This is a genomic window from Falsihalocynthiibacter sp. BN13B15 (assembly GCF_041205415.1).
Taxonomy (GTDB): Bacteria; Pseudomonadota; Alphaproteobacteria; order Rhodobacterales; family Rhodobacteraceae; genus Falsihalocynthiibacter; species Falsihalocynthiibacter arcticus.
This window is the reverse complement of record NZ_JBGFCE010000003.1, coordinates 170,907-192,525: the sequence shown is the minus strand read 5'-3', so window position 1 is coordinate 192,525 and position 21,619 is coordinate 170,907. Positions and strand designations below refer to the sequence as shown.

The 21,619-nt window shown below is 53.3% G+C and carries 19 protein-coding genes, 1 other RNA gene and 1 pseudogene; 3 read left to right on the top strand and 18 right to left on the bottom strand.

Translation table 11 applies throughout. The annotated features are described in order from the left end of the window. The 4 genes from AB9F26_RS06220 to acuI form a co-directional block, all read right to left on the bottom strand. Entirely contained in the window at window positions 1–1,038 is a 1,038-nt protein-coding gene (locus AB9F26_RS06220) for a cysteine synthase A (protein ID WP_039000133.1), read from the bottom strand. 54 nt (window positions 1,039–1,092) lie between these two features. Then, window positions 1,093–2,208 carry an NUDIX domain-containing protein gene (locus AB9F26_RS06215; RefSeq protein ID WP_369767608.1) on the bottom strand — a complete coding sequence of 372 codons (1,116 nt, stop codon included), beginning with the start codon at window positions 2,206–2,208 and terminating at the stop codon, window positions 1,093–1,095. Window positions 2,209–2,251: 43 nt separating this feature from the next. Next, window positions 2,252–2,692: a TrgA family protein gene (locus AB9F26_RS06210; protein ID WP_335584913.1), complete on the bottom strand. Its 441-nt coding sequence runs from the start codon at window positions 2,690–2,692 to the stop codon at window positions 2,252–2,254. Between the two features lie 123 nt (window positions 2,693–2,815). Then, window positions 2,816–3,805 (bottom strand): acryloyl-CoA reductase, encoded by a 990-nt coding sequence (acuI, locus tag AB9F26_RS06205; protein WP_369767607.1) that lies wholly within the window; start codon window positions 3,803–3,805, stop codon window positions 2,816–2,818. A 74-nt stretch (window positions 3,806–3,879) separates the two neighbouring features. Between acuI and ssrA the strand changes: the two genes are divergently transcribed. After that, window positions 3,880–4,227, top strand: a transfer-messenger RNA (tmRNA) gene (gene ssrA / locus AB9F26_RS06200). Between the two features lie 177 nt (window positions 4,228–4,404). On the opposite strand, the pseudogene AB9F26_RS06195 reads toward ssrA, so the two are convergent. Then, window positions 4,405–5,507: pseudogene (locus tag AB9F26_RS06195) on the bottom strand (IS256 family transposase); the annotation flags it as partial. A 223-nt stretch (window positions 5,508–5,730) separates the two neighbouring features. Between AB9F26_RS06195 and AB9F26_RS06190 the strand changes: the two are divergent. Then, window positions 5,731–6,831 (top strand): IS630 family transposase, encoded by a 1,101-nt coding sequence (locus AB9F26_RS06190; protein WP_369767606.1) that lies wholly within the window; start codon window positions 5,731–5,733, stop codon window positions 6,829–6,831. A 119-nt stretch (window positions 6,832–6,950) separates the two neighbouring features. On the opposite strand, the gene AB9F26_RS06185 is transcribed toward AB9F26_RS06190, so the two are convergent. From AB9F26_RS06185 to AB9F26_RS06125, 13 genes are read right to left on the bottom strand one after another with little or no spacing between them, the layout of a single operon-like run. Next, window positions 6,951–8,627, bottom strand: coding sequence for a M14 family metallopeptidase (locus AB9F26_RS06185; RefSeq protein ID WP_369767605.1), 1,677 nt, complete (start codon window positions 8,625–8,627; stop codon window positions 6,951–6,953). A 27-nt stretch (window positions 8,628–8,654) separates the two neighbouring features. After that, window positions 8,655–10,028: a M20/M25/M40 family metallo-hydrolase gene (locus tag AB9F26_RS06180; RefSeq protein WP_369767604.1), complete on the bottom strand. Its 1,374-nt coding sequence runs from the start codon at window positions 10,026–10,028 to the stop codon at window positions 8,655–8,657. Next, window positions 10,025–10,753: an SDR family NAD(P)-dependent oxidoreductase gene (locus tag AB9F26_RS06175; RefSeq protein ID WP_369767603.1), complete on the bottom strand. Its 729-nt coding sequence runs from the start codon at window positions 10,751–10,753 to the stop codon at window positions 10,025–10,027. The genes AB9F26_RS06180 and AB9F26_RS06175 overlap by 4 nt, the downstream gene beginning before the upstream one ends. After that, on the bottom strand, window positions 10,753–11,841 hold the full coding sequence (locus AB9F26_RS06170) for a Gfo/Idh/MocA family protein (RefSeq protein ID WP_369767602.1): 1,089 nt from the start codon (window positions 11,839–11,841) through the stop codon (window positions 10,753–10,755). The genes AB9F26_RS06175 and AB9F26_RS06170 overlap by 1 nt, the downstream gene beginning before the upstream one ends. Window positions 11,842–11,851: 10 nt before the next feature. After that, window positions 11,852–12,892: a Gfo/Idh/MocA family protein gene (locus AB9F26_RS06165; RefSeq protein WP_369767601.1), complete on the bottom strand. Its 1,041-nt coding sequence runs from the start codon at window positions 12,890–12,892 to the stop codon at window positions 11,852–11,854. After that, on the bottom strand, window positions 12,889–13,827 hold the full coding sequence (locus tag AB9F26_RS06160; RefSeq protein WP_369767600.1) for an NAD-dependent epimerase/dehydratase family protein: 939 nt from the start codon (window positions 13,825–13,827) through the stop codon (window positions 12,889–12,891). The genes AB9F26_RS06165 and AB9F26_RS06160 overlap by 4 nt, the downstream gene beginning before the upstream one ends. A 52-nt stretch (window positions 13,828–13,879) precedes the next feature. Beyond that, window positions 13,880–14,797, bottom strand: coding sequence for a dihydrodipicolinate synthase family protein (locus AB9F26_RS06155; RefSeq protein WP_369767599.1), 918 nt, complete (start codon window positions 14,795–14,797; stop codon window positions 13,880–13,882). Between the two features lie 34 nt (window positions 14,798–14,831). Beyond that, entirely contained in the window at window positions 14,832–15,308 is a 477-nt protein-coding gene (locus AB9F26_RS06150) for an ureidoglycolate lyase (RefSeq protein ID WP_369767598.1), read from the bottom strand. Beyond that, entirely contained in the window at window positions 15,305–16,216 is a 912-nt protein-coding gene (locus tag AB9F26_RS06145; RefSeq protein ID WP_369767597.1) for a polysaccharide deacetylase family protein, read from the bottom strand. Before AB9F26_RS06145 ends, AB9F26_RS06150 begins: the two co-directional genes overlap by 4 nt. Before the next feature lie 27 nt (window positions 16,217–16,243). After that, window positions 16,244–17,242 carry a succinylglutamate desuccinylase/aspartoacylase family protein gene (locus tag AB9F26_RS06140; RefSeq protein WP_369767596.1) on the bottom strand — a complete coding sequence of 333 codons (999 nt, stop codon included), beginning with the start codon at window positions 17,240–17,242 and terminating at the stop codon, window positions 16,244–16,246. Next, window positions 17,239–17,730 (bottom strand): VOC family protein, encoded by a 492-nt coding sequence (locus tag AB9F26_RS06135; protein ID WP_369767595.1) that lies wholly within the window; start codon window positions 17,728–17,730, stop codon window positions 17,239–17,241. The genes AB9F26_RS06140 and AB9F26_RS06135 overlap by 4 nt, the downstream gene beginning before the upstream one ends. 32 nt (window positions 17,731–17,762) lie before the next feature. After that, a complete protein-coding gene (locus tag AB9F26_RS06130) occupies window positions 17,763–18,953 on the bottom strand; it encodes a pyridoxal phosphate-dependent aminotransferase (RefSeq protein WP_369767593.1) in 1,191 nt (396 codons plus the stop codon). Window positions 18,954–18,980: 27 nt separating this feature from the next. Further along, window positions 18,981–20,507 carry a carboxypeptidase M32 gene (locus tag AB9F26_RS06125; protein WP_369767591.1) on the bottom strand — a complete coding sequence of 509 codons (1,527 nt, stop codon included), beginning with the start codon at window positions 20,505–20,507 and terminating at the stop codon, window positions 18,981–18,983. 244 nt (window positions 20,508–20,751) lie between these two features. Here AB9F26_RS06125 and AB9F26_RS06120 point away from each other — a divergent pair, with 244 nt between their 5' ends. Then, entirely contained in the window at window positions 20,752–21,618 is an 867-nt protein-coding gene (locus tag AB9F26_RS06120; protein ID WP_369767590.1) for a DUF4438 domain-containing protein, read from the top strand. Window position 21,619: the final 1 nt, after the last annotated feature.

Here is a 21,619-nt window from a genome sequence, read left to right as displayed (position 1 = left end):
TCAATCCTCAAAAACACCGGGGATGGAGCGCGGCGAGGCCGCAAGCCATTCTGGGTAAGGCAAGCCTTTTTCTTTTAGGAAACTGGGATTGAACAGTTTGCTTTGGTATCGTGTTCCATAGTCGCAAAGAATGGTCACAATGGTATGGCCTGGGCCCATTTCACGCGCAAGGCGCACGGCCCCCGCGATATTGATGCCGCTGGACCCGCCCAAACACAGGCCTTCGTCGCGTAGAAGGTCAAACACATAGGGCAACGCTTCGGAATCCGGAATTTCGTAGGCATAATCAACTTTTAGGCCCTCCAAATTGGCGGTAATGCGCCCCTGCCCGATGCCTTCGGTAATTGAGTCGCCCTCGGATTTTAGTTCACCATTGGTATAAAAATTGTAAAGAGCTGCGCCTTGGGGATCGGCCAAACCGATTTTGACATCCGCGTTTTTGGCGCGCAGTCCCATTGCAACTCCTGCCAAGGTACCGCCGGAGCCAACCGCGCAGATAAATCCGTCGATTTTTCCATCCAGCTGCTCCCAGATTTCAGGGGCCGTGGTTTCCAGATGGGCTTGCCGATTTGCGACGTTATCGAACTGGTTTGCCCAGATCGCGCCATTAGGTTCGGTTTTGGCAAGTTTTTCCGCCAAGCGTTTGGAATAGCGCACATAATTGTTTGGATTTTTATACGGCGCGGCCGGAACCTGAACCAATTCAGCGCCCGCAAGACGGATCATGTCTTTCTTCTCTTGGCTTTGAGTCTCGGGGATCACGATCACCGTTTTAAAACCCATCGAAGATCCAACGAGGGCGAGGCCAATACCGGTATTGCCAGCGGTGCCTTCAACGATTGTTCCACCCGGTTTGAGCGCCCCCGAGGCGATCGCATCGCGGATGATATAGAGTGCCGCACGGTCCTTAACGGACTGCCCAGGGTTAAGGAATTCCGCCTTGCCCAAGATTTCGCATCCGGTCGCCTCAGAAGCGGCGTTCAGTCGGATCAGAGGAGTGTTGCCGATTAGGTCTGGCAAATCTTTGCAAACGCGCATTTCGAGCCCTTTATATTGAGTTGCTCTCTTGTTTAGGATGCTCTGAACGGGAACTCAAGCGCCGCCAACCGCTTGAGCGCGCAAACGGTCGCGATTTTGCGCCAACCAGTAGGCTGAGAGGAGCAGCGGGCCGTTGGCGCCTGCCCTGCTTGTGACCCGTTCCATGAAGGCGTCAAAACTCAGAATGTGGCGCTGTATATCTTCGCCCTCCGCCGCGACACCGCCCAAACCTGCCGTAACCTTCGAGAGGTCCGTGATGCCGATATAGCTGTATAAATACTCGGTAATAGCACCGGGGGATGGGTAATATTCCCCAATGAGTTCAAGCTCAAGCGCGGTCAGGCCCGCCTCCTCCAAGCTTTCTCGATGGGCCGCCATCTCAGGGGTCTCTCCGGCATCAACCCGCCCTGCTATTGGCTCAACACTCCACGGCGACGTGTCACCGCGGATCAACGGTCCGACGCGAAATTGCTCAATTAAAAGAACGCGATCCAACACGGGGTCATAGGGCAAAACAGTGACGGAATCGACCATCACAAAGATGGCGCGTTCGATTTCAGGGCTGACGTCGCCATCAAAGCGGCGATGGGTCAGACGCACGTCGTCCAGTGCGAAAAAATGATCATAGGCGCGATTCTGCGCGATGATCGTTACGTCTGTTGTGGAAAAGCGGTTGGTTAACGGCGCAGATTGTGCGCGCAATTTGGAGGCGGCGCGGGCACGGATGACGCCAAAACGCTTACCAACCTCCTTGGGGACTTCGCGGCCAAACGCCGCCATGACTTCGCGCGCGGCCTCAACCGAAATCGGCCCCCAAACCGTTTGCCAATCGGCAAGCGACCACTGCGGACCAGCTTCAATCACTTGTGGGGGCAAATAAATAAGCGCTTCCTGCCCATCGGTGAGCGTCACACGGTGCACGTCATAGTCAAAACAGGCCTCGTAGAAGTCCATCCGCGCTTGCATCTGCTTAGTAGGGTTGGGCAGGACCACGCCTTGGGCTGTGAGGCCCGCAGCAGGTAATAAGCACGGATAACCCGCGTCTTTGGCCCAATATACACAATGATCTTGCAAGGAAGCGGGGTGGTTTTCAGGCAGAGTCTCATTGCCCAGCACGACTTCAAGAAGCGGATCGTGCCGCAGGGAACCATAGAGAAAAAGGGCTGTCACGGCGTGTCCTAAATATGGGATATCAATTGAATTGGGAAACGTATCAGTTCCAGCGGCGGCTGGCCCATTCCACGGCAAAACCACCAAAAATTCCGCCAAAAACCATTATGGCAATGGGGAAAGGTGTCGCTGCGATCATCGCATATTTGCCCGCGATACTAAACATATCAACGATGGCTTCCATGGGGCCACCATAGGCTTTGCGCATCGACTGATCGATCATCTCGATCCCTGCATGAAGAAACGTCACACAAATGGTGATGGCCACTGCCGTCGTAAGCCCCGTAGAAAACGCAGCCTTATACCCTTCGCGCTGATGGGGGCCTGCGATGCGCCACGCGACAACAAAGGCGAGTGCCGCACTTATGACGGAAAACAGACCAGGATTTTTGTCATCGGGCAATGTGAAAACAACGAATTCGCAAGCGAACCATGTGACAATCGCGAAAACAACGCCAGCGACTACTCGGGATGCAGAAAGCATAGAAACCTCATTCGTTTTCCACGATTTATGCGGGTTTTGGGCGTTTGGGCAAGGATTTCGCGCGGGCTTTGTGAATGGGCGCGCGAGGGTTGCAATCAAACCACGCCTCGCGCGCGCTATTTTTTAGGCGTTTACGTCCACAACAACGCGGCCTTTGATTTTCCCTTTGATGATATCCGCACCCAATTGCGGTAAATCACTGAGGGTTGCGGGCACCACCATTGCCTCAAGTTTATCAAGCGGCAGGTCCGTCGCAATGCGTGCCCACGCCCGTTTGCGATTTTCAAAAGGTTGCATCACCGAGTCGATGCCGAGGAGATTTATCCCGCGCAGAAGGAACGGAATGACCGTCGCCGGAAGTCCCGCCCCGCCCGCCAAACCTATCGCAGCAACCGACCCGCCATAGGAGATTTGCCCCAGAACACGCGCCAACATCGCGCCGCCAACCGCGTCGATGCATCCGGCCCATTGTTCCGCCTCAAGCGGACGTTTGACCGTTTCGGCGAGATCTTCGCGCGGAACAATCTGGGTCGCGCCCAGCGATTTCAAATAGTCAGCCGTTTCAGGACGCCCCGTGACAGCGGCCACCTGATAGCCGAGATTTGCGAGGATTGCCGTGGCCACAGAGCCAACGCCGCCAGCGGCACCAGTCACCAAAACCTTTCCTTTTTGGGGGGTTAGACCGTGATCTTCAAGTGCCATAACCGCTAACATCGCCGTAAAACCTGCGGTTCCAACGGCCATCGCGGTACGCGGAGTAAGCCCTTCGGGTAACGGCACAAGCCAATCTGCCTTCACCCGCGCCTTTTGCGCGTAACCACCCCAATGCGCTTCGCCCACGCGCCACCCCGTCAAAACAACTTTGTCGCCTGCCTTGTAACGTGCATCGGAACTGTCGAGAACGGTTCCTGCGAAATCGATACCCGGAACATGCGGATAATTGCGCACCAAACCGCCACCCGGCCCTACACAAAGCCCGTCTTTGTAATTGACTGTCGAATAGTCCACCGCGACGGTCACCTCGCCTTCTGGTAGGCGATCCTCGGAAATATTCTGAATACTTGCGCTTGTGGTGCCGTCTTCAAGTTTCTCGACGATTAATGCATTAAACATAGGGGGCTCCTTTAGGGGCTTTGGTTTTTACTCCCAAAACACTGCGCAAAATCATCTGCGACCACAAGCCAAAACCACTTGTAACTCCGCCACACGCGCCCTACATTAAAACTGTCCTTCGGGACTATGGATATAAACGCGCTTGTAATAAGCGGATCGGACCCGGGGGCGGTACCCGGCGACTCCACCAAAATCCTTCTTTGGGGATCATGGGGTCGAAATAGGATCGACGAACGTCTAAAGAGGTTTGCTTTATCTCGGTGAGTTACCACCGTTATCGGTACATAAAAAGCTAGTTGCAAATGACAACGACGCTCCGATGGCTCTAGCTGCGTAAGCAGTTCGAAATATCGAAAACTTAGTCCCCTAGCTTTGCAGCTTTGGGCGGGGTTCGCAGGTACCTGGCAACAGAAACCTGCACTTACCTACATTTTTATCAACAAAAACAGGAGCTTGAGGACTTCGAGGCCAAAACTTTTTCCCTTTTACAACCCAGCTGGCAACTTATTTTCCAAAGCTCGGGATTCGCACCCCTTGGCTGATCTTAGCTTTTTTCGGCCTGAATATGGAGTTATGCCCAAAAGTTGGTGACGGGCTGATCAGGCGGCGTTTTGAAGTTGCTCGATCCGGTCCTTAAATTCAACCCCTTGAATGACTTCAGGTAGTCGGTTTGTCCCGCTGAGTTTTCGCCATTTTTTCTTGGCTGACATCATCAACTTAAAGACCATGGCGAGGGCGGTTTTACGACTGAGGCAGCCTTTGGATTTGCGGGTTCGGTTACGCACGGTGGCGAAGACACTCTCGATGGGATTGGTGGTTCGGATGTGTTTCCAGTGTTCGGCTGGAAAGTCATAGAAAGTCAGCAACACATCGCGATCTTTGGTCAACTTCTTGACCGCGCGTTCGTATTTCACGCCGTAAGTTTCCACGAAGAGATCAAAAGCGGCAGTTGCTTCCTTCTTAGTCTCTGCCATCCATATGTCTTGCAACCCTGCCTTGGCCTTTTCATGCATTGTCTTGGGCATCGCTCCGGTGATGTTGGCCATCTTGTGGACCCAGCAGCGCTGTTCTTTCGTTGACGGATACACATCCCGCAGTGCGGTCCAAAAGCCCATGGCACCATCTCCATAGGCCAGATCGGGGGCAATCGTCAGCCCTCGTTTCTTCAAGCTGCGGAGAAGGTCTCGCCAGCTGTCCGCATTCTCCCGGAATCCGTCCATTATGCCAAGAACATCCTTGTCACCATACTCATTCGCGCCAATAATTACCAACATACATTGACGATCATCGTCGAGACGTGGGTTGAAATAGACACCATCCGCCCAGATGTAGACGTAGCGCTTTCCCCCTCTCATGCATGCTACGCATGCACTGCCGGGCAGCAGGTCAGATCTCTTTTGCGCCACGCTTCATATTCGTCCCACCAAGTCGACTTTAACCGCGTGATCGTTGAAGCGGACAATCCATCGGCGTCTGGTCCTACAAGTGATGCCAGCGCCTCGCTGAAGTCTCCCGTCGAGATGCCTTTGAGATAAAGCCACGGTAGAAGCTCTTCTACAGATTTGGCCTTGCGCAAATAGGGCGGGACAAGCGACGAGTTGAAACGGACTTTCGAGCCATCCGCGTTCGCCCCACGGTCGCGCACCCGAGGAACCTGGACCGCTACCTTGCCGATCCCAGTCATAACTTCGCGCTCTGGTATTGTCAGATTAAAATTAATTGCTATAGTTTTTTGCGCGGATCTTGGGCTGGTTTCAATTGTTGATGTTTGGCGAACGCCAATCAAATATAGAGAATTGCCCAATCTGTAAAAAGATTGGAGCGGGAAAAGCGGCCTCACAAGTTTAATCTGACAATACCACTAGGAGTCCTTGAGTACCCGAAGATCATGTTGACGTTTCGGCGGGAATGATTCTGTTTCTGATATGATCCGTACTAATTTTCTTTCCCGTGAAGACCGCCGCGAACTTCTGGCCTGTGTGAAGCGTCAGCGCGATGATCATGGCGTTGCGCGGCGGGCGAATGCGCTTTTACTGCTGGATGACGGCAAGTCCTGTGTCGAGATTGCGCAAGTGCTTTACCTTGATGACGACACGGTGCGTGGCTGGCACAAACAATATCTGGCCGAAGGCTGGGATGCGGTGGCTTATGACGGTTGGAAAGGCGGGCAATCGCGGCTGTCTGTCGCGCAGCAGGTCGCTCTTTGCGCGTGGCTTGAGGAACGCTTTTGCCGATCCACGGTGGAAATCCGCGCCTATGTCACGGCGCAGTTCGATCTGGATTATTCTCATTCAGGCTGTGTTAAGCTTTTGGCGCGACTTGGCTTAGAATATCGCAAACCCAAGGCCCTGCCGCGCGTGGCCGATGTCGCCAAACAGGCTGAGTTCATCGCAACTTATGAAAATATGTTGAATTCTCTGGCCGATGATGAGGCGGTATACTTCGCACCTTCTCGGCGTTTGCATGCAAACACCTGTCAGGCAATGGACGCCGTGCATCCAGAATATCAAAGCAAACCCGCCTTTGGTTGGGTGATGAAAGGTACAAACCCCACGCTCAAAACCACTTCAGGTCGCGCCCGCGTCAACATTCACGGCGCGCTGAGCCTTGAAACCTTCGATACGCCTTTCGTCGCGCCGATCACAGTGGATGGCGTGAGCGCCGTGCAATTGCTGGCCAAAATCGAGGCCCGCAATCCCAAGAAACGCATCATCCACGTGATCTGGGACAACGCCGCCTACCACAAAGGGCCGGATGTCAGGGCTTTCCTGTCGCGCAAAAACTGCCGCATCCACCTGATCCAGCTGCCGCCCTATTGCCCGCACCTAAATCCAATTGAAAGGCTCTGGGCCGTGATGCACCAACATGTCGCCCACAATCGCGCCTATCCCACGCAAAAGCAGTTTACCCAAGCCATTCTGAAGTTCTTTCGAAAAACCATCCCAAAACAATGGCCAACCTTTCAAACACAAGTCACAGATAATTTTCGCATCATCTCAGACCAAAATATTCGGGTTTTGCAGTGAGGGGAGTATAATCAAATTAAAAATCGATTTTCATTCCTGTTGACTACAAGTGAGCCGTCGAGTTTTCCTCTAAAAAAAACGACGGCGTTCTAGACAGAAACTACGGTCATATGGCAATTTTATTGCAGCTCAACGCACCGTTCGTCCAGCCCACCTTTCTCGGATCGGCTTTGCACCGTGACCTTAGCTTTCGCAGTTGTTGCGCGAATAGTCCAACCTACGCGGCGCGTCACCGCGGACCATTGCTGGCCCCATGGGGACCAGGCGTTGCGGCGCTCATTTCGACCCGCAAGGTGCCCAATTTCAATAGTAGGTTCGTTCATCACTAACTCAGCATCGTCGCAAGAAATGTTAACCGTCACGGGCTTCGCCACACCATTCTCGATGGCGACATCTGAAAGGTTTGTTGGAAGGTAGCCGTGGTTCGAAACTGTGGCTTCAACTTTAAACAAATTGGCGCCCAGGGCCTCAACACTGACTTCATCCAACAGGACACGAGGCGCGGAAGCCGCGTGGCGCAAGTTAAACATAGCGTTGTTGTGGCAAATTTCTTCGAGCAACTTACCCGGTGGATTGCGATAACTCCAGATATAGACCATACCGCCGATTTCGACTTCCCCAAGTTGGGGATGATCGAATGTTTTCCAATCACGAAATCCCTTATCCCCTACATTCTCAACGACCCAGTCAAACAGCTTGCGCTCAGTATCTGCATCGCGCGGATTGAGATTGTAATATCCGTCCTTCTCAACACCTGCAGCGACCTCAATATCCCAAAGTTCAGTCGAGAAGCAGATGATCCCCATCTCTTCATACACCCAATCCTTGAGCGAGCCATGTCGCGCCTTGGATTTATCGGGTGTGAATTCTTCGTAAGTGGATATCGTTGGATAGCCGGTCAGCTTTTCACCAACCGAGCCCAGCGCTTTATAAAGCGACAAATCAGCAGCGCTCATATCTGCGTCATTTTTCAACATGCTGGGTCGCAAAATGATGCCACCGTGGGTGTGATAAGCACACATGCCGCAAATGTTGGGGTGATCAAGGATCACGTCGGCCATGCCTTTGGCCTCAGGTTCGGACAGTGGATATAGTCCCGCACCATATTCCTGTGGCGACCAATTTGTTGGGAAATTACGGTTCATATTTCCGTCATGCCCCGGAACGATCTTTACATCGACACCGTCATAATCGCGGATCAAGCCTTCAGGATACAGGCGGTAGTATTCTCCACCCTCCTCACCCGGTTCGCGCTGAACCAAAAGGCGAGATTCATCGGGGCTGATTTTCCATTCACCTTTGGGATCGCGCACCCGCATGTTGACAATAAAGCCATCGTTATCGATATCTTCCGGGATCAGCCCGTCGATCCGATCTTCGCCCGGCAAGAAGCGTCCGTTGCCGCACCAAGGATGATAGGGTGCCGTAAGTGCATATTCCGCACCGTCTGGATTGATGCGGGGTAAGATGTAGAAAGTTTGCTGATCCAGAAGTCGTGTCGCCTCCTCGTCAGTGCCGTAGTTGCTCAATAAATACCAGATCGCATAAAGCGCGGTGGCGCTGGTTGCGTGTTCCTCGGCATGGATTTGCGCGTCGATGTAAAACCCGGGCTTGCTCTCCGGCGCACCGGTCTTGGGGTTGGTAAGTTCCATCAACCAAACTTCGCGCCCGCGAAACGATTTGGCGACGGAACGTAGCGTCGCAAGCTCTGGGTATGCTGCGACGAGCGCATGCAAATGCGCGGTTAGCGCGTCGTAGTCGTGGTAGGTGTCAAATGCGATGTCGACTTGTGCCATTGCGCAGTCTCCTTCATTGATGCGGCCTTAGGACCGGCCAAAATGTTCCATGATTGCAGCGGCATATTTGATACCGCGAATGTATTTATCGACGTGGATATTCTCGTCTGGCGCATGCAGATTGCACCCCGGATTGGCAAAGCCCGTCAGAACGCAGGGAATCCAGACATGCTTAAGGATCGCTCCCTCGGCTGAGACGCCGTTGACGATCGGCGGTTCGCCATAAACTTCGTGCGCGGCAGCGATGATTGAGATCGAAATGTCTTCACGGGCCGAAATTTTGTAGGGTTCTTCCACCCGTGGCTCACCCTTAACTTCGATATTGTCAAAACCATTTGCCTTAAGGTGTGCTTTTAGCTTTTCCATTGCCTTTTCGGGCGAGATGTTTGGAATCAGCCGGAAATCCATCCGTACGCGCGCTTCCGAGGGCACAATCGTTTTGGTGCCTTTCCCAGTATAGCCGCCTGTAATTCCCTGAATATTAGCCGTCGGTTCATAGGTGCGGGCCTTTAGTGCATCAACGCCGTCGCGACCAAGTGCGAACTGATCGACACCTAATTCATCCTTGAGCGCACCAAAATCTATCCGCGCGGCTTTGTCTGCGAGGTACCCCATATCTTCGTCATTAGGTTGATAGATACCTTCGGCCCAATCAGGGATCAGGATGTTTTTATCGCGGTCCATGATCGTAGCCAGCGCATGAATCAAGTCCCAGACGGGATTGGGCACCAAAGGCGCGTTGAGAGAATGCACATCGGTTCGCGGCCCTCGGGCAATCAATTCGACAAACAGGACCGACTTCAGGCCAAGCGACACATCGGGTACACCCGCACCGGTACCAATTTCCAGCGCACCATCAAGGCAGTGCATGCCATCCGCCTCTAACATTTTGGCGTTCTTCTTGGCCCACGGGCCAAGATTCGGACTGCCAATCTCTTCTTCGCCTTCGATCAAGAGTTTTAGGCCCACAGGAACTTCACCACGCACGGCAAGAAATGCCTTTGCAGCTTTGTTGAAAGCCAGAACACCACTCTTGTTGTCGGTCGCACCGCGCCCATAGAGCACGCCGTCAACGACTGCGCCGGACCATGGTCCTCCATGGGTCCAATCCTCGATCGGTTCTGGGGGCTGTACATCATAGTGCGAATAGCACAGCAATGTCTTAGAGGATTTCGAATGGACTTCACCGTAAACAACCGGTGGACCGGTCTCCAGCTCCTGAAACTCTGCAGGAAGACCGTCGCGATGCATCATATCGCGGATTAACGTCGCGCATTCGCGCAGGCCAATGTCCTGTGCCGAAATCGAAGGTTGCTGAACAAATGCCTGCAAATCAGCGACAAACGCGTCCGCATTTGCGTCAATGTAATCATAAATTTCTTGCATAGCGTTTTGGGTCATGATGGGTTCCTGTGTTGTTCTGACAATTCCCAAGCGTTCAATCTCTGTCCCGAAAAACTTGGATCGCGCGATTGGGCTATATGCAGAAAGGCCGCTGCAAGTACGTCAGGATCGACCCACTTTTTCTTGAGTTCCGGCGGATAATTTTGTTCGGACATGGGCGTATTCATCGCCATGCCGGGAGTGATCGTACAGGCGACTACATCGCGGTCCAGCGCCTCAAGTGCGAGACATTTCGACAGGCCTTCGAGTCCGTGTTTAGCTACACAATAAGCGGTTTCATCTGCAAAACCTTTGATCCCCGATTGTGATGATACAAAAATCAATGCTCCACCACGATTGAGCATCTGCGGCCAGACTGCTTGCGATAACAGGTACCCCGCCTGGATACCCACATCTACAGTTGCACGAAACGTCGCGTAGCTGACTTGGGCAAATGGTTCGGGTCGAAGGATCGCAGCATTGTGGATCAGGGTGTCTATCGGATCGCGTGCAGGATCGATCTTCTCAATCGCGGTTTTTGTAGCCGTCGCATCCGCTAGATCAGCCTGTATCAATTGCACCTGGCCACTTAGGCTTTCACCCAGCTTGGCAAGTGCGTCTGCGTCGCGGTCAATCAACACCAGTCGTGATCCAGCAACCGCAAAGGCGCGTGCAAGCGCTGCGCCAAGCCCATGGGCAGCGCCGGTGATAACGACCCTTTGTTCAGCGAGAGGACGACCCATTAGACCACTGCCGCGAGATCAAGATCTTCCCAGCGGCGACTTGCGGTTGAAGTGTGAATTGCGTCGAGCACAAGTTGATTGCGCAGGCCGTCGACGAATGTAGCACCCTGTTTGAGTTGCCGCTTTTCAGCAATTGCACCTGTCAGCTCTTGGAGGGCCGCCAAAACTGAAACATTCCAGATACCTTTGTTCAACCCTTCCAGACCAGCATTGGGATCATCCACACTGATATCAGAAAAATCCTTTTCTCCTGCTTTGGCAAAATACAACCGCTCATCGCCATTCGACAGTGTGAGGGTACCTTTAGAGCCGAAAATCTGTGTGTCATTGCCAATATTGGCAGTTGCGACACCGCTCATAAACACTTGGGCGATTGCACCCGATGTCATTTCGAGAGTGAAATGTGACAAATCATCTGCGGTGGCCGTCCAAGCCTCGCCCGTTTTAGGGTCGATACGGTCGGGCACCACGGTCAGTGCTTGCCCCATCACCGATGTCGGTTCTTCGCCAAGCCACCAACGCAAAAGGTCAACCTGATGTGATCCATTTGCGCCCAAGCGACCACCACCCATCGCCGCATTTGACCACCAGTCACCTTTTGGTCGGGAGGACGGGTTGGCCCAAGAAGCCCCGATATTGGCTATATTGACGTGACGGATATCGCCTAATTCACCGGCGGCGATCATTTCGGCAATCCGCACCCGTGTCGGGTTAAACCTCAGCTCATGATCCACCATATGTAACCGATCGGCCAAGCGGGCAGCCCTCAGCATCTTACGCGCCTCGATGGCATTCATTGCAGTTGGTTTTTCACATAGTACATGCGCGCCATTCGCCAACGCGGTTTGCACCATGGAGGCGTGATGATTGGTCGGGGTTGCGATGCAAACAAGGTCAAATTCATGGTTGGCAATCATCGCCTCCCAGTCGTCATAGACGTTTGTAATACCATGAGGTTCGGCAGCGGCTTTAGCGCTCGACAAACGCCCCGAGGCAAGTGCCGTGACTTGTGCACCTTCAATATGTGCAAACGCAGGAAGATAGGCGTCACGGGCGAAACTGGCCCCAATTATACCGACATTTAGCATGTTCATTCCTTTAAGATACTTTTAGCGAGGGGAGGCTCGCTTCTATTTCAGATAGGTCGACGGGAGCCTCTCGCTCCGACGACAAAATACAGGCCTGTACCATCATCAGCGACTGAAGGTGATCTCGGCCCGAGCAGTCGATAGGGCCGGTGCCGCAAAAGGCGGCATGGCACATTGCCCAAAGGGCGGTGGCGTCAGAAATCCATTGTTCATGGGGTGGCAACGCGATCGGAGCAAGCTCGCCATCGGCCCGTTTTCCAGCATATAAATCATCAAACATACCGCGTTGCGCGACTACGCCTTCGCTGCAATCCGTGCGCCAGTCAAAATCAAGTCGGTCGAGCCCGCCCTGCCATGTGCCAAGATAAGAGGCATGCATGTCGTTTTTAAAATCAATGAGAGCCGAAACATTTGCATCACCTGCATACATTGACCATTCGGGATTAAACGTCCGCGCCGAAATACGCCGTGCATCTGTGCCATAAACATAGCGCATCAAATCAAAGTGGTGGATTGACTGCTCCCACAACATTGGCTGATCCATGGTGAGTGGGTATTTGTTCAGATGCTGTTGGGTGCCGTCACGCCAGCGCTCATAGGTGAACCGCGTGAACCCCATTTTGCCGTAAGCACCACTGTGCAAAAGCGCGCGCATCTTTTGCGTTACCTCAAGATAGCGAAAATTCAAACCGACGATCAGGGGAACCTCTGCCGCCTCTGCCATGGCAACATAGCGTGCGGCGGTCACAAGATCAGTCGCTAGAGGCTTTTCCGCCAATATTCCAAAACCGCGGGTACAGCACCACTCCATCTGCTGTTCGCGCCCAGCGGGAGGCGTGCACAGCAAGACAACATCGGCTTCAACCCCGTCCATCGACGCGAGGTCAAGTCCACACAGCGCATAGGGTGCGAGCGTCGAAGCATGTTCTAATGCGTCAGGGTTTGGGTCGACAAGGCCAACCAATTGTGTCGCAGCCGCATTTGTCAGAACTTGCATCCATGTCCGAGAACGGGCACCGAGGCCCACGATGATTACGCGCAGCGTCGTCATGTTGACACCTTCAGGCGCAACATTTGATCAAGCGCAACTTCAACCGGTGTCCAAACAATGTCGTTCATGACTGAGGTTTGTTCGCTGGCCATGGGCGGGCGCAACACGCTCTCACTACTTGCGAGGTGCAACGCAGCGGTCGTACCTGGAATACGGCGAGCGATAACCTGAGCCAAATCTGCCGCAGTCAGTACCGGTGGTGTGCCCGCGTGCAATACAGAAACATCGGAAGCTGGAAATTGGCCCATCAAGCGGGCTATTCCGTCAGCAAGATCAGGGAGCCAAGACCATTCACGTGCATATCCCAAAGCTGGTGCGTTGATCAACCCAGTCGACTTCGCAGCGGCAATCATTCGCGACACCAGACAAACAACTTGCCTTGATGGCCGCGACGCTTCATGCGGCCCAAATGTATTCCCAAGTCGCAGGCTAAGCGTTTCCATCGCACCATCCCGCGCGCCATGCGTTAGGATTTCGCCCGCACGTTTTGCGGCGGCATAGGGAAATGTTCCGCTTGGGAGGGTTGCCTCGGTCATCCGCCCGCAAGGCTGTGGCATATCATCTGGCGCAAAGACGCCCATTGAGCTGAGGAATAAAAACCGTTTTGCCCCCACTTCTCGCGCATAATCAAGTGTTGCAGTAAGCAAATCAGTGTTGAGCTTGATATGTGCCGCGCTCGTCTGCCCCGTACTTTCTGGTCCTGATGTCTGTGCGGCTCCATGGACAACCACCTCAAACTTGGTGCTTTGGAGCGTTGTTAGCGCCGCACCTAATGGTGCTTCAAATTGCTGTAAATGTGACAGACGTTGAGCTGTCTGAGCATCAAAAAACTGATCGGTCGCGATCGTTTGATATCCCGCTCGGGCCAATGCAAGTGCAACCTCAGAGCAGACAAAACCGCCTGCCCCCGTCACAAGGGCGTTTCCTTTGGTCATGCGCCCGCTCCTGCGATGATGACCAAAGGCGTTATATTAAGCGTCAACGCCATCACTCTTGGCGTCCGGCGAGTCGTACCGCCTCGGCAATGGCCGCGCCGTTGGGCGTATCAGTGTCGGTATCTAACGCAACAAATGGTGGGCGCACGATTGCGTAAGCAAAATCGCCTTTTTGCACCGCAACCGCAGCTTTGATGGAGGGAATCAAAGGTAGGCTCTCGAATATTTTCCGCACCCCACTGACCTGTTTGTGAAGATCAGCCTCATCAGCGCTACCCAGACCGTCAATCAGGCGCCGAATGCCGGACGCATTGACATTTGAGCTTGCGCTGATGCAGCCTGCACCCCCAGCCGCCACGTTCTCGGGTATCAACGCCTCCGAAGCGGTATAAGTATCAATTGTGGGAAATGCCTCGATTACTGACTTGGTGTTATCCCAGCTACCAGAGCTGTCCTTGAGACCGGCAATGACGTTTGGATAACGAGCCAACAACCGTTCAATCAGGGGTAATGAGATTGGCACACCCGACATCTGCGGAATATGATAGAGATAAACACGCAAACCGGGTGTGGTCTCAGCCACGGCCTCAATCACCCCGGCGTAAAAGTTATAAACACCATCCTCTGGAACGCCTTTGTAGTAGAAAGGTGGCAACATCAAAACACCACGACACCCTAGTGTTGTTGCGTGTGCAGAAAGGGTGACTGTATCCGCGATCGAGGTACAGCCCGTCCCGGGAATCAATTGATTTGTCGATACGCCTGCATCGACAAGCGCCTCTAGCGCCGTCATCCGTTCAGTCAAGGTTAGCGAGGTCGCTTCACTGGTCGTTCCGAACGGTGCCAAACCATGCGCGCCGTTGTTTAAAAGTGCTTTCGCGTGGGCAACAAAACGCGGAGTATCCAATGTGCCATCTTCCAAAAAAGGCGTAATAGCGGGGACGAAAAGTTCAATTTTGCGCGGCGTCATCGTGTTGGTTCCTTGAGATAATTGTTTAATCGGATTAGCCGATTGTTATGGGGGAAATCGTTCGAAATTCATCATCTGGTAGAGGACCACCGCGCCACATCAGCACGGCAAAATGTCCTGCGCGATCAAGAACCATCGCACCCATGTGCCACACGCCAGGATGATAAATGACACCCAAGGAGCCGGGCATTTCAAAACCAAGCGCCTGATCGCAAAGGGGCGCTCCATCCTCACCTGTTGGTGTGACCACCACGACATAGCGTGAGACATCCATAGGTACGAAAGTTTGCGCCGCATGTGGGTGGCGCTCCATCTGATCGATGGTGGCTGGTAAACTTTTCGGCGCGACGTGATTGGTGTGCAATACTGGGGCAGAGGCGCTCGGCCGGTCATGCAATTGCTCGCTATAGAAACGGCGCTGCCCATCTGCGTCGGGGGGGGATATGAACTTACCAAAGGGCGCGAACAAGGCCGCGTCGGGTGCAAGAAGAGAGATGTGTAGCCCAGTCACGAGGCCCCCTTTACGGGAACCACAGAACGCCAGTGTTCGGCGATCTGGTCACGTCCAGTAATCCACACGCCTTCGGCCTTTCGGACATGGTCCATAAACTGCATGAGGCCAAAAAGCCGCCCCGGATGGCCAATGATGCGCGGATGCAAACCCACCGACATGATGCGCGGTTTATGCGCCGACTCTGCGTGCAGGACGTCAAAACTATTAATCAGATAGCTGGCAAAATCTGTGCCTGTGTAGACATCGCCGGACAGGAATTTTGTGTCATTCATCGTCATCGTGTAAGGCACGATCAGATGGTCCTGTTCGTCAACTCGAGTCCAATAGGGAATATCATCGTTGTATGCATCGCTGTCGTAAGCATAGCCCCCGTGCGCCACAACCAATCCGCGGGTAGCTGTGGAGGGAGAATAGCGACAGTACCAGCCCTTGGGTGGTCGACCCACGGAATTCAGAATGCTGTCATAGGCCCGTGCGATGTGTACACGTTCGATTTCAGGTTCCAGCTTGTACTGTTCAACCCAACGCCATCCATGGGCGCATATATCCCAGCCTGTATCTGCAATCGCCTGAGCTATTTCGGGCGATCTTTCCAACGCCTGTGCGCTTGCAAATACCGTTGCGGGAAGACCCCTACTTTTGAACTGATCAAGAAGGCGCCAAAAACCGACGCGACTACCATACTCATACATACTCTCGACCGCGAGATCACGATCACCTTTAGAAATGCGGCTCGATCGCACCTCTGACAACGCACTTTCAGACATTCCGTCGCCGTCACCGATAGAGTACTCAGACCCTTCCTCAACATTGATCACAAAATTCAAAGCCAGACCCGCGCCACCGGGCCAGCGCACGTCAGGCGGATGTGCGCCATAGCCCGCCAAATCGCGTGCGCGGTTCATGCCGACACGCGAAGGATTGTGTGTTGGTCAATCACGGGTACCCTCCACTTTGCAGAAGAAGCAGCACCAGTCGCCCTCGTTCACATTCGGCAAGGCGCGCAAACCAAAAAACATACCATCGGCAGGTGCGTGCAATTCCCCAACAGTGTCGCCAAAGACATCAACGACGGTTGCAATAGCGTCGCCCTTTTTCATCATGGTTAGAAAATCCACGCCTTCAGCTGGTAGGAAAATGCCAGATGCGGGGGCAAGCAATGCCTCTTGTTGACCAATATAGCAGGGATCTGGATAAACCGCCGTGCCATCCATCATATTGTAATGATAGAGGATATTCATGATCGCATCGGCCAAGTCCGTTCCGACCTTTCTGAAACGTTCGGGCGATGTAGCAGAGCGCCCCCCCAGTTCAACAGTGATCCCTGTTTTGCCAATGGATTTTAGCGCAGCCATCGGGCTTCCCGATGGATTGAAGGAAGACATAATGCAACCCCAACCCGCACCCATGGCCTTAGCAAGTTCCACCGCTTCTGGGGTTTCATCGACAAAAATTGCCTTGTCGAGGAAGGAATGTGAACCACCCGAGTGGATAGAGATTTCCAGATCGGCGACATCTTTCATTGCCTGCCAATGGGCATCGGCCACGCGTTCCGAGAAATAACCGTTTGGCTTACCTGGATAGATCCGGTTCATATCATAGGTAAATGTATCGAGCGGATTACCACGTTCTGCGGCGGAAAATGCGATGGGGTTAACCACTGGTACCATAACAACAGCGCCACTTAGGGTAGCGGCATCAATCCGCTTTCCTGCAAGCATACAGGCCAGCGGGCCCTCAGGTTCGTCGCCGTGGATCGCGCCATTGACCCAAAATACGGGTCCCGGTTTTGCACCATTGATGACAACAACTGGGATTTCAACGCTGACGCCACCGGCGAGCTTGCCCGCAGCGATATAACCGCGTGCGACCTCACCAGGCGCAGCTGATGCAGTGCCGACATTGAGCGGGGTGTTAGCTTGCGTACTCATACTGCTTCTGCCCCTCCGTCTTCCCATGCCTTCAATTGCTCTGGTGTGTAAACCTGCATAAACTCGATTTCGATACCGCCTGCGTCATTGTCGAGGAACGCGACCCACCCTTCCGGGTGTGCGTGACTACCAGTTTTTTTGCAGGCCTTACATTCGCGCAAAGATGCGCCTTGGACCTGTGCGTGTGCTAGCGCGGAGTCGATGTTGTCGACCTCGTAACAAATGTGATGAAGACCTTCACCGCCACGTTCTTTGATCCACGCGTCAAACCTTCCACCCTCTTCGGTAGACTGGCAAAGCTGGTATTCAGTGCCGCCCAAGAAAAAGATCGCAACTTTGTTGCCCGACTTTGGGAAAAGAGTGATTTCTGTATCTTCTGGTACTTGCAAAAATTTTGAATATTGTTTGAGAGTGACCTCTGCATCACGTACTGCAAATGCCATGTGCTGAATTCTTTTTACGTTCGGATTGTCGGATTTGACGGTCATATCTGAATCTTTTCTGTTGGAAATTTAGGAAATCAGGTGGTGCTGCTGCGGATCGCGGCAACGACAGCGGCCATACGGTTCATCGCCTCGCGGATGCGCTCAACGGGCTGTGTCATCGACATGCGTACGAAATCATCGGTATGGTCACCGTAGATCGAACCGGGGTACATCATGACACGCCCCTCGGCCAAAAGCCGTTCGCAGAATGTGCCTGCAGTGATGCCAAGGTTCAGACTTGAGACATCCGCATAGACATAGAATGCCCCCTGCGGCTCGGCATAAGACATGCCCATTGCGTCTAGCCCATCGCAGATCGCCTGACGGCGACCGTCATAGATTTGGCGCATATCTTCTACACAGTCTTGACTGCCTGTCATTGCGGCAAGGGCGGCGTGCTGGCTGACCGCGGCAGTTGAGATAGCAAAGGCATGATTGACTTCTGACATTGGCGTTATGAGATCACGCGGACCAGCCAGATAGCCAATGCGCCATCCAGTCATCGCGTAGGCCTTTGAAAAACCGGAAAGTGTAATTGTCCGCTCTCTCATGCCTTCAATCGCCGCAACAGGCAAAACCTTGTGATTTCCAAAAACCAGTCGAGAATAAATTTCGTCAGAAATGACAATTAAGTCATGCTTTTCTGCCAGTTTGGCAATTTTCAGAACCTCATCCGGCGGTGTAACCGAACCCGTTGGATTGTTGGGGTTGATGAGAACCAGAACCTTAGATTTTGGTGTGATATGTGGTGCAATCATATCGGCTGTGAGCGTAAAGTTGGTTTCCATACCCATTGGAATTTTCACGACCACCGCGTCTGATAGTTCGGCGGCCTGACTATAAGGGTTGTAGCCCGGGCACGGAACGATGATTTCATCGCCGGGATTGAGTAGCGACAGGGCAATGACAAACATACCATGCTGGCCACCAGGAGTGATCATAATTTCGTCAGCGGCGTAATCGGCACCACCGTATTCGCGGATATTATCGCAGATGGCCTCGCGCAGAGGTAGGATGCCCAAAGGATGGGTGTAGTGGGTGGCGCCGTTGGCCAGCGCCTCTTGGCCTGCTTTAATAATATGTGCAGGCGTATCAAGGTCTGGATCGCCTCGACCCAGCTTGATCACATCGTCTAAACCATCGGCGATATTGAGCATCTTGGTGATCAAATGCTCGTCCGCGAGCTTGACTCTTTTTGCTAAACGATTTGCGTTCGGGGTTGTCATATCTTTCATCTCCTCACCTCCCTCGACCTAGGCCAAGTTATAGATTTCATTGTATTTCGCTGTCAGGTAGCGAAGGTACGGCTCGGGATCGAGTGTGCGTCCGGTCGCGTTCTGCAACAACTCATCCCGCGTAAATCTGCGCCCGTGGGTGGCAACATTATTGGTTAACCAATCTCGCAACGGCGTGTAATCCGCGCCATCAAGGGCTGTCTGAATGTTAGGTTCGGCGGTCACTGCTGTATCAAACAGCTGGGCCGCCATGACATTCCCTATGGTGTAATTGCAAAAAGTTCCGATCTGGCCAGAAGACCAGTGTACATCCTGCAATACGCCCTGCCCGTCATCGGGCACATCTATTCCAAGAGTAGATTTCATTGCTTCATTCCATGCTTCTGGAAGGTCAGCCACGGCGAGAGATCCGTCGATCAGCTTACTTTCCAACTCGACCCGCAACATAATGTGGAAGTCATAAGTCAGTTCGTCTGCTTCTACGCGGATCAGGCTCGGTTCGGAACGGTTTATCGCACGGTGGAACTCGTCAACCGATACGTCATCGAGCGTGCCGGGATAGGCGGCGCGAATGTCTTCAAAGTGGTTTTTCCAGAACGAATGGCTCCGGCCGACATGGTTTTCCCAAAGGCGCGACTGGCTCTCGTGGGCACCAAAACTAACGCCGCCAACAGCATAAAGACTGATAAGATCGGTTGCGAGTGGCGTACGCGTATAATCTGGATCAACACCCTGCTCGTACATCGCGTGACCAGCCTCGTGCAGCGCACCAAATAAGGACATTGGCATATATTTGCGGTTTACCCGTGTGGTAATGCGCACGTCATCGCGGGTGAAAGAAACTTCAAAGGGGTGGACAGTCGTATCCAGTCGACCGCGCGACAGGTCATAGCCAATCCGCTCGGCCATTTTCTCGGCAAAAGCCATTTGGCTGTCTACCGGATAGTCGCGGAACAAAAAGTCCGACCGTGGCTTGGGCGCATTTGCAATTGCTTGTACCAAAGGCTGCATCCCTTCGCGCAAACGGGCGAACAGGACGTTCAGTTCGGCAATTGTCGTGCCTGGTTCAAACCGGTACATCAACGCGTCATATGGATGATCTTTATAGCCAATGGCCTCGGCCATTTCGCGGTTGATATCCACCATAGTGGTCAATGCAGGCGCAAAAATCGAAAAATCTGCCTTTTCGCGCGCTTCGGCCCAAACGCCGTGCGCCGCGGATCCTAGCTCTGTCTTGCGGTGCAAAAGCTCTACAGGAATGCGTTCGTGATAATCAATAGCTTCGGCTACTTGTACTACAATGCGCGCTTCAGGTGAGGTTTCTTCCTTGCTCGCTACGTCTTTGCGCGCTCCATCAAGGGCGCGCTTCATTTCATCCGAACATAGCAAGTCGCGCGCAGCTACCGCCAATGTGGCCAACTGCTTAGACCGCGACGCGGCACCTTTATGCGGCATCATGGTGCGCGAGTCCCATGACAGGATAGAACCCGCGTTCAGAAAATCGTTTACCCGCCCAGTGACGTTCAATAGATCGGCATAGCTCATTAAATTGGCCCTTCGCTAAGTATACTTTAGCACCGCCGGGAACGCCGATTTATCAGACCTCTCCCTGTTCACGGCACTTGACTAACAGTCACTCTCGTGTATCCCATCGTGTAGTGACAGAATGTCGACAATATACTGGTGACAAGACAGACGCTGAAAGTCAACAGTAAATCATAGCAAAGTTGCCTCTCATCAAGGTGGCCACCAGATCAACCTCTCTAAATAACGACAAGGAGCACAACAGATGCCAAGCCTGAAAACCAACGAAGAAACGCTTGTCGAGATGGCCGTAAGCGGCATGGTAACGACGCCTTCGGTCCGACCGGGTCAATATATTCCTCACCCTGATGGCCGCGCGACCGTGTTACCGGGAATGTTTGGAATCACCTATAATGTTCACTGTGGCGACCGAGCGTTCGGCTGGGCTGGCGATCACGTCGAACCGGGAGTTTCAATAGATGATGATGGTGATTCTGGTCGTCATCATGCCCTCCATTACCTGACCTGCATCGGAAACGAAGCGATGATCACATCGGGCATGGCGGAAGGTGCCAAAGGCATTGTCATCGGCGAGCATGCCCGCATTTTGGTGCAGTTTTCTGATGAAACCCACGAACTTCTCGCTCCAGGCGACAAAATACAGATCATGACGAAAGGGCGCGGCTTACAGCTTTCGGATCACCCTGACATTGAATTCAAAAAGATGAGTCCCAAGCTTTTCCACGCTCTAGGTATCACGGAACCTGCACCGGGCCACATTCATGTCCCTGTCGCGATGGAGCTGCCAATCCGGATTATGGGATCGGGCGCGGAACTAAATGCGGAATATGTCGACCAAGATTTGATGTCGGGTGATCGCGCCTTGATGGCAGACCTTGGCATTGACCAAATGCGCCTTGGAGACCTCATAGCCATCCGCCACGCCGATCACCATTTTGGACGATCCTACCGCGAGGGCGCGGTGTCTATCTGCCTGTGCATCCACGGCGATTCCGTCATGACCGGCCACGGCCCCGGTATCCTGACCCTCATCACAGCGCAATCTGGCTGCATTGATTTCTCAATTGATGCCTCTGCCAATATTGCCAACCACCTTTCCATAGGAGCCTGAA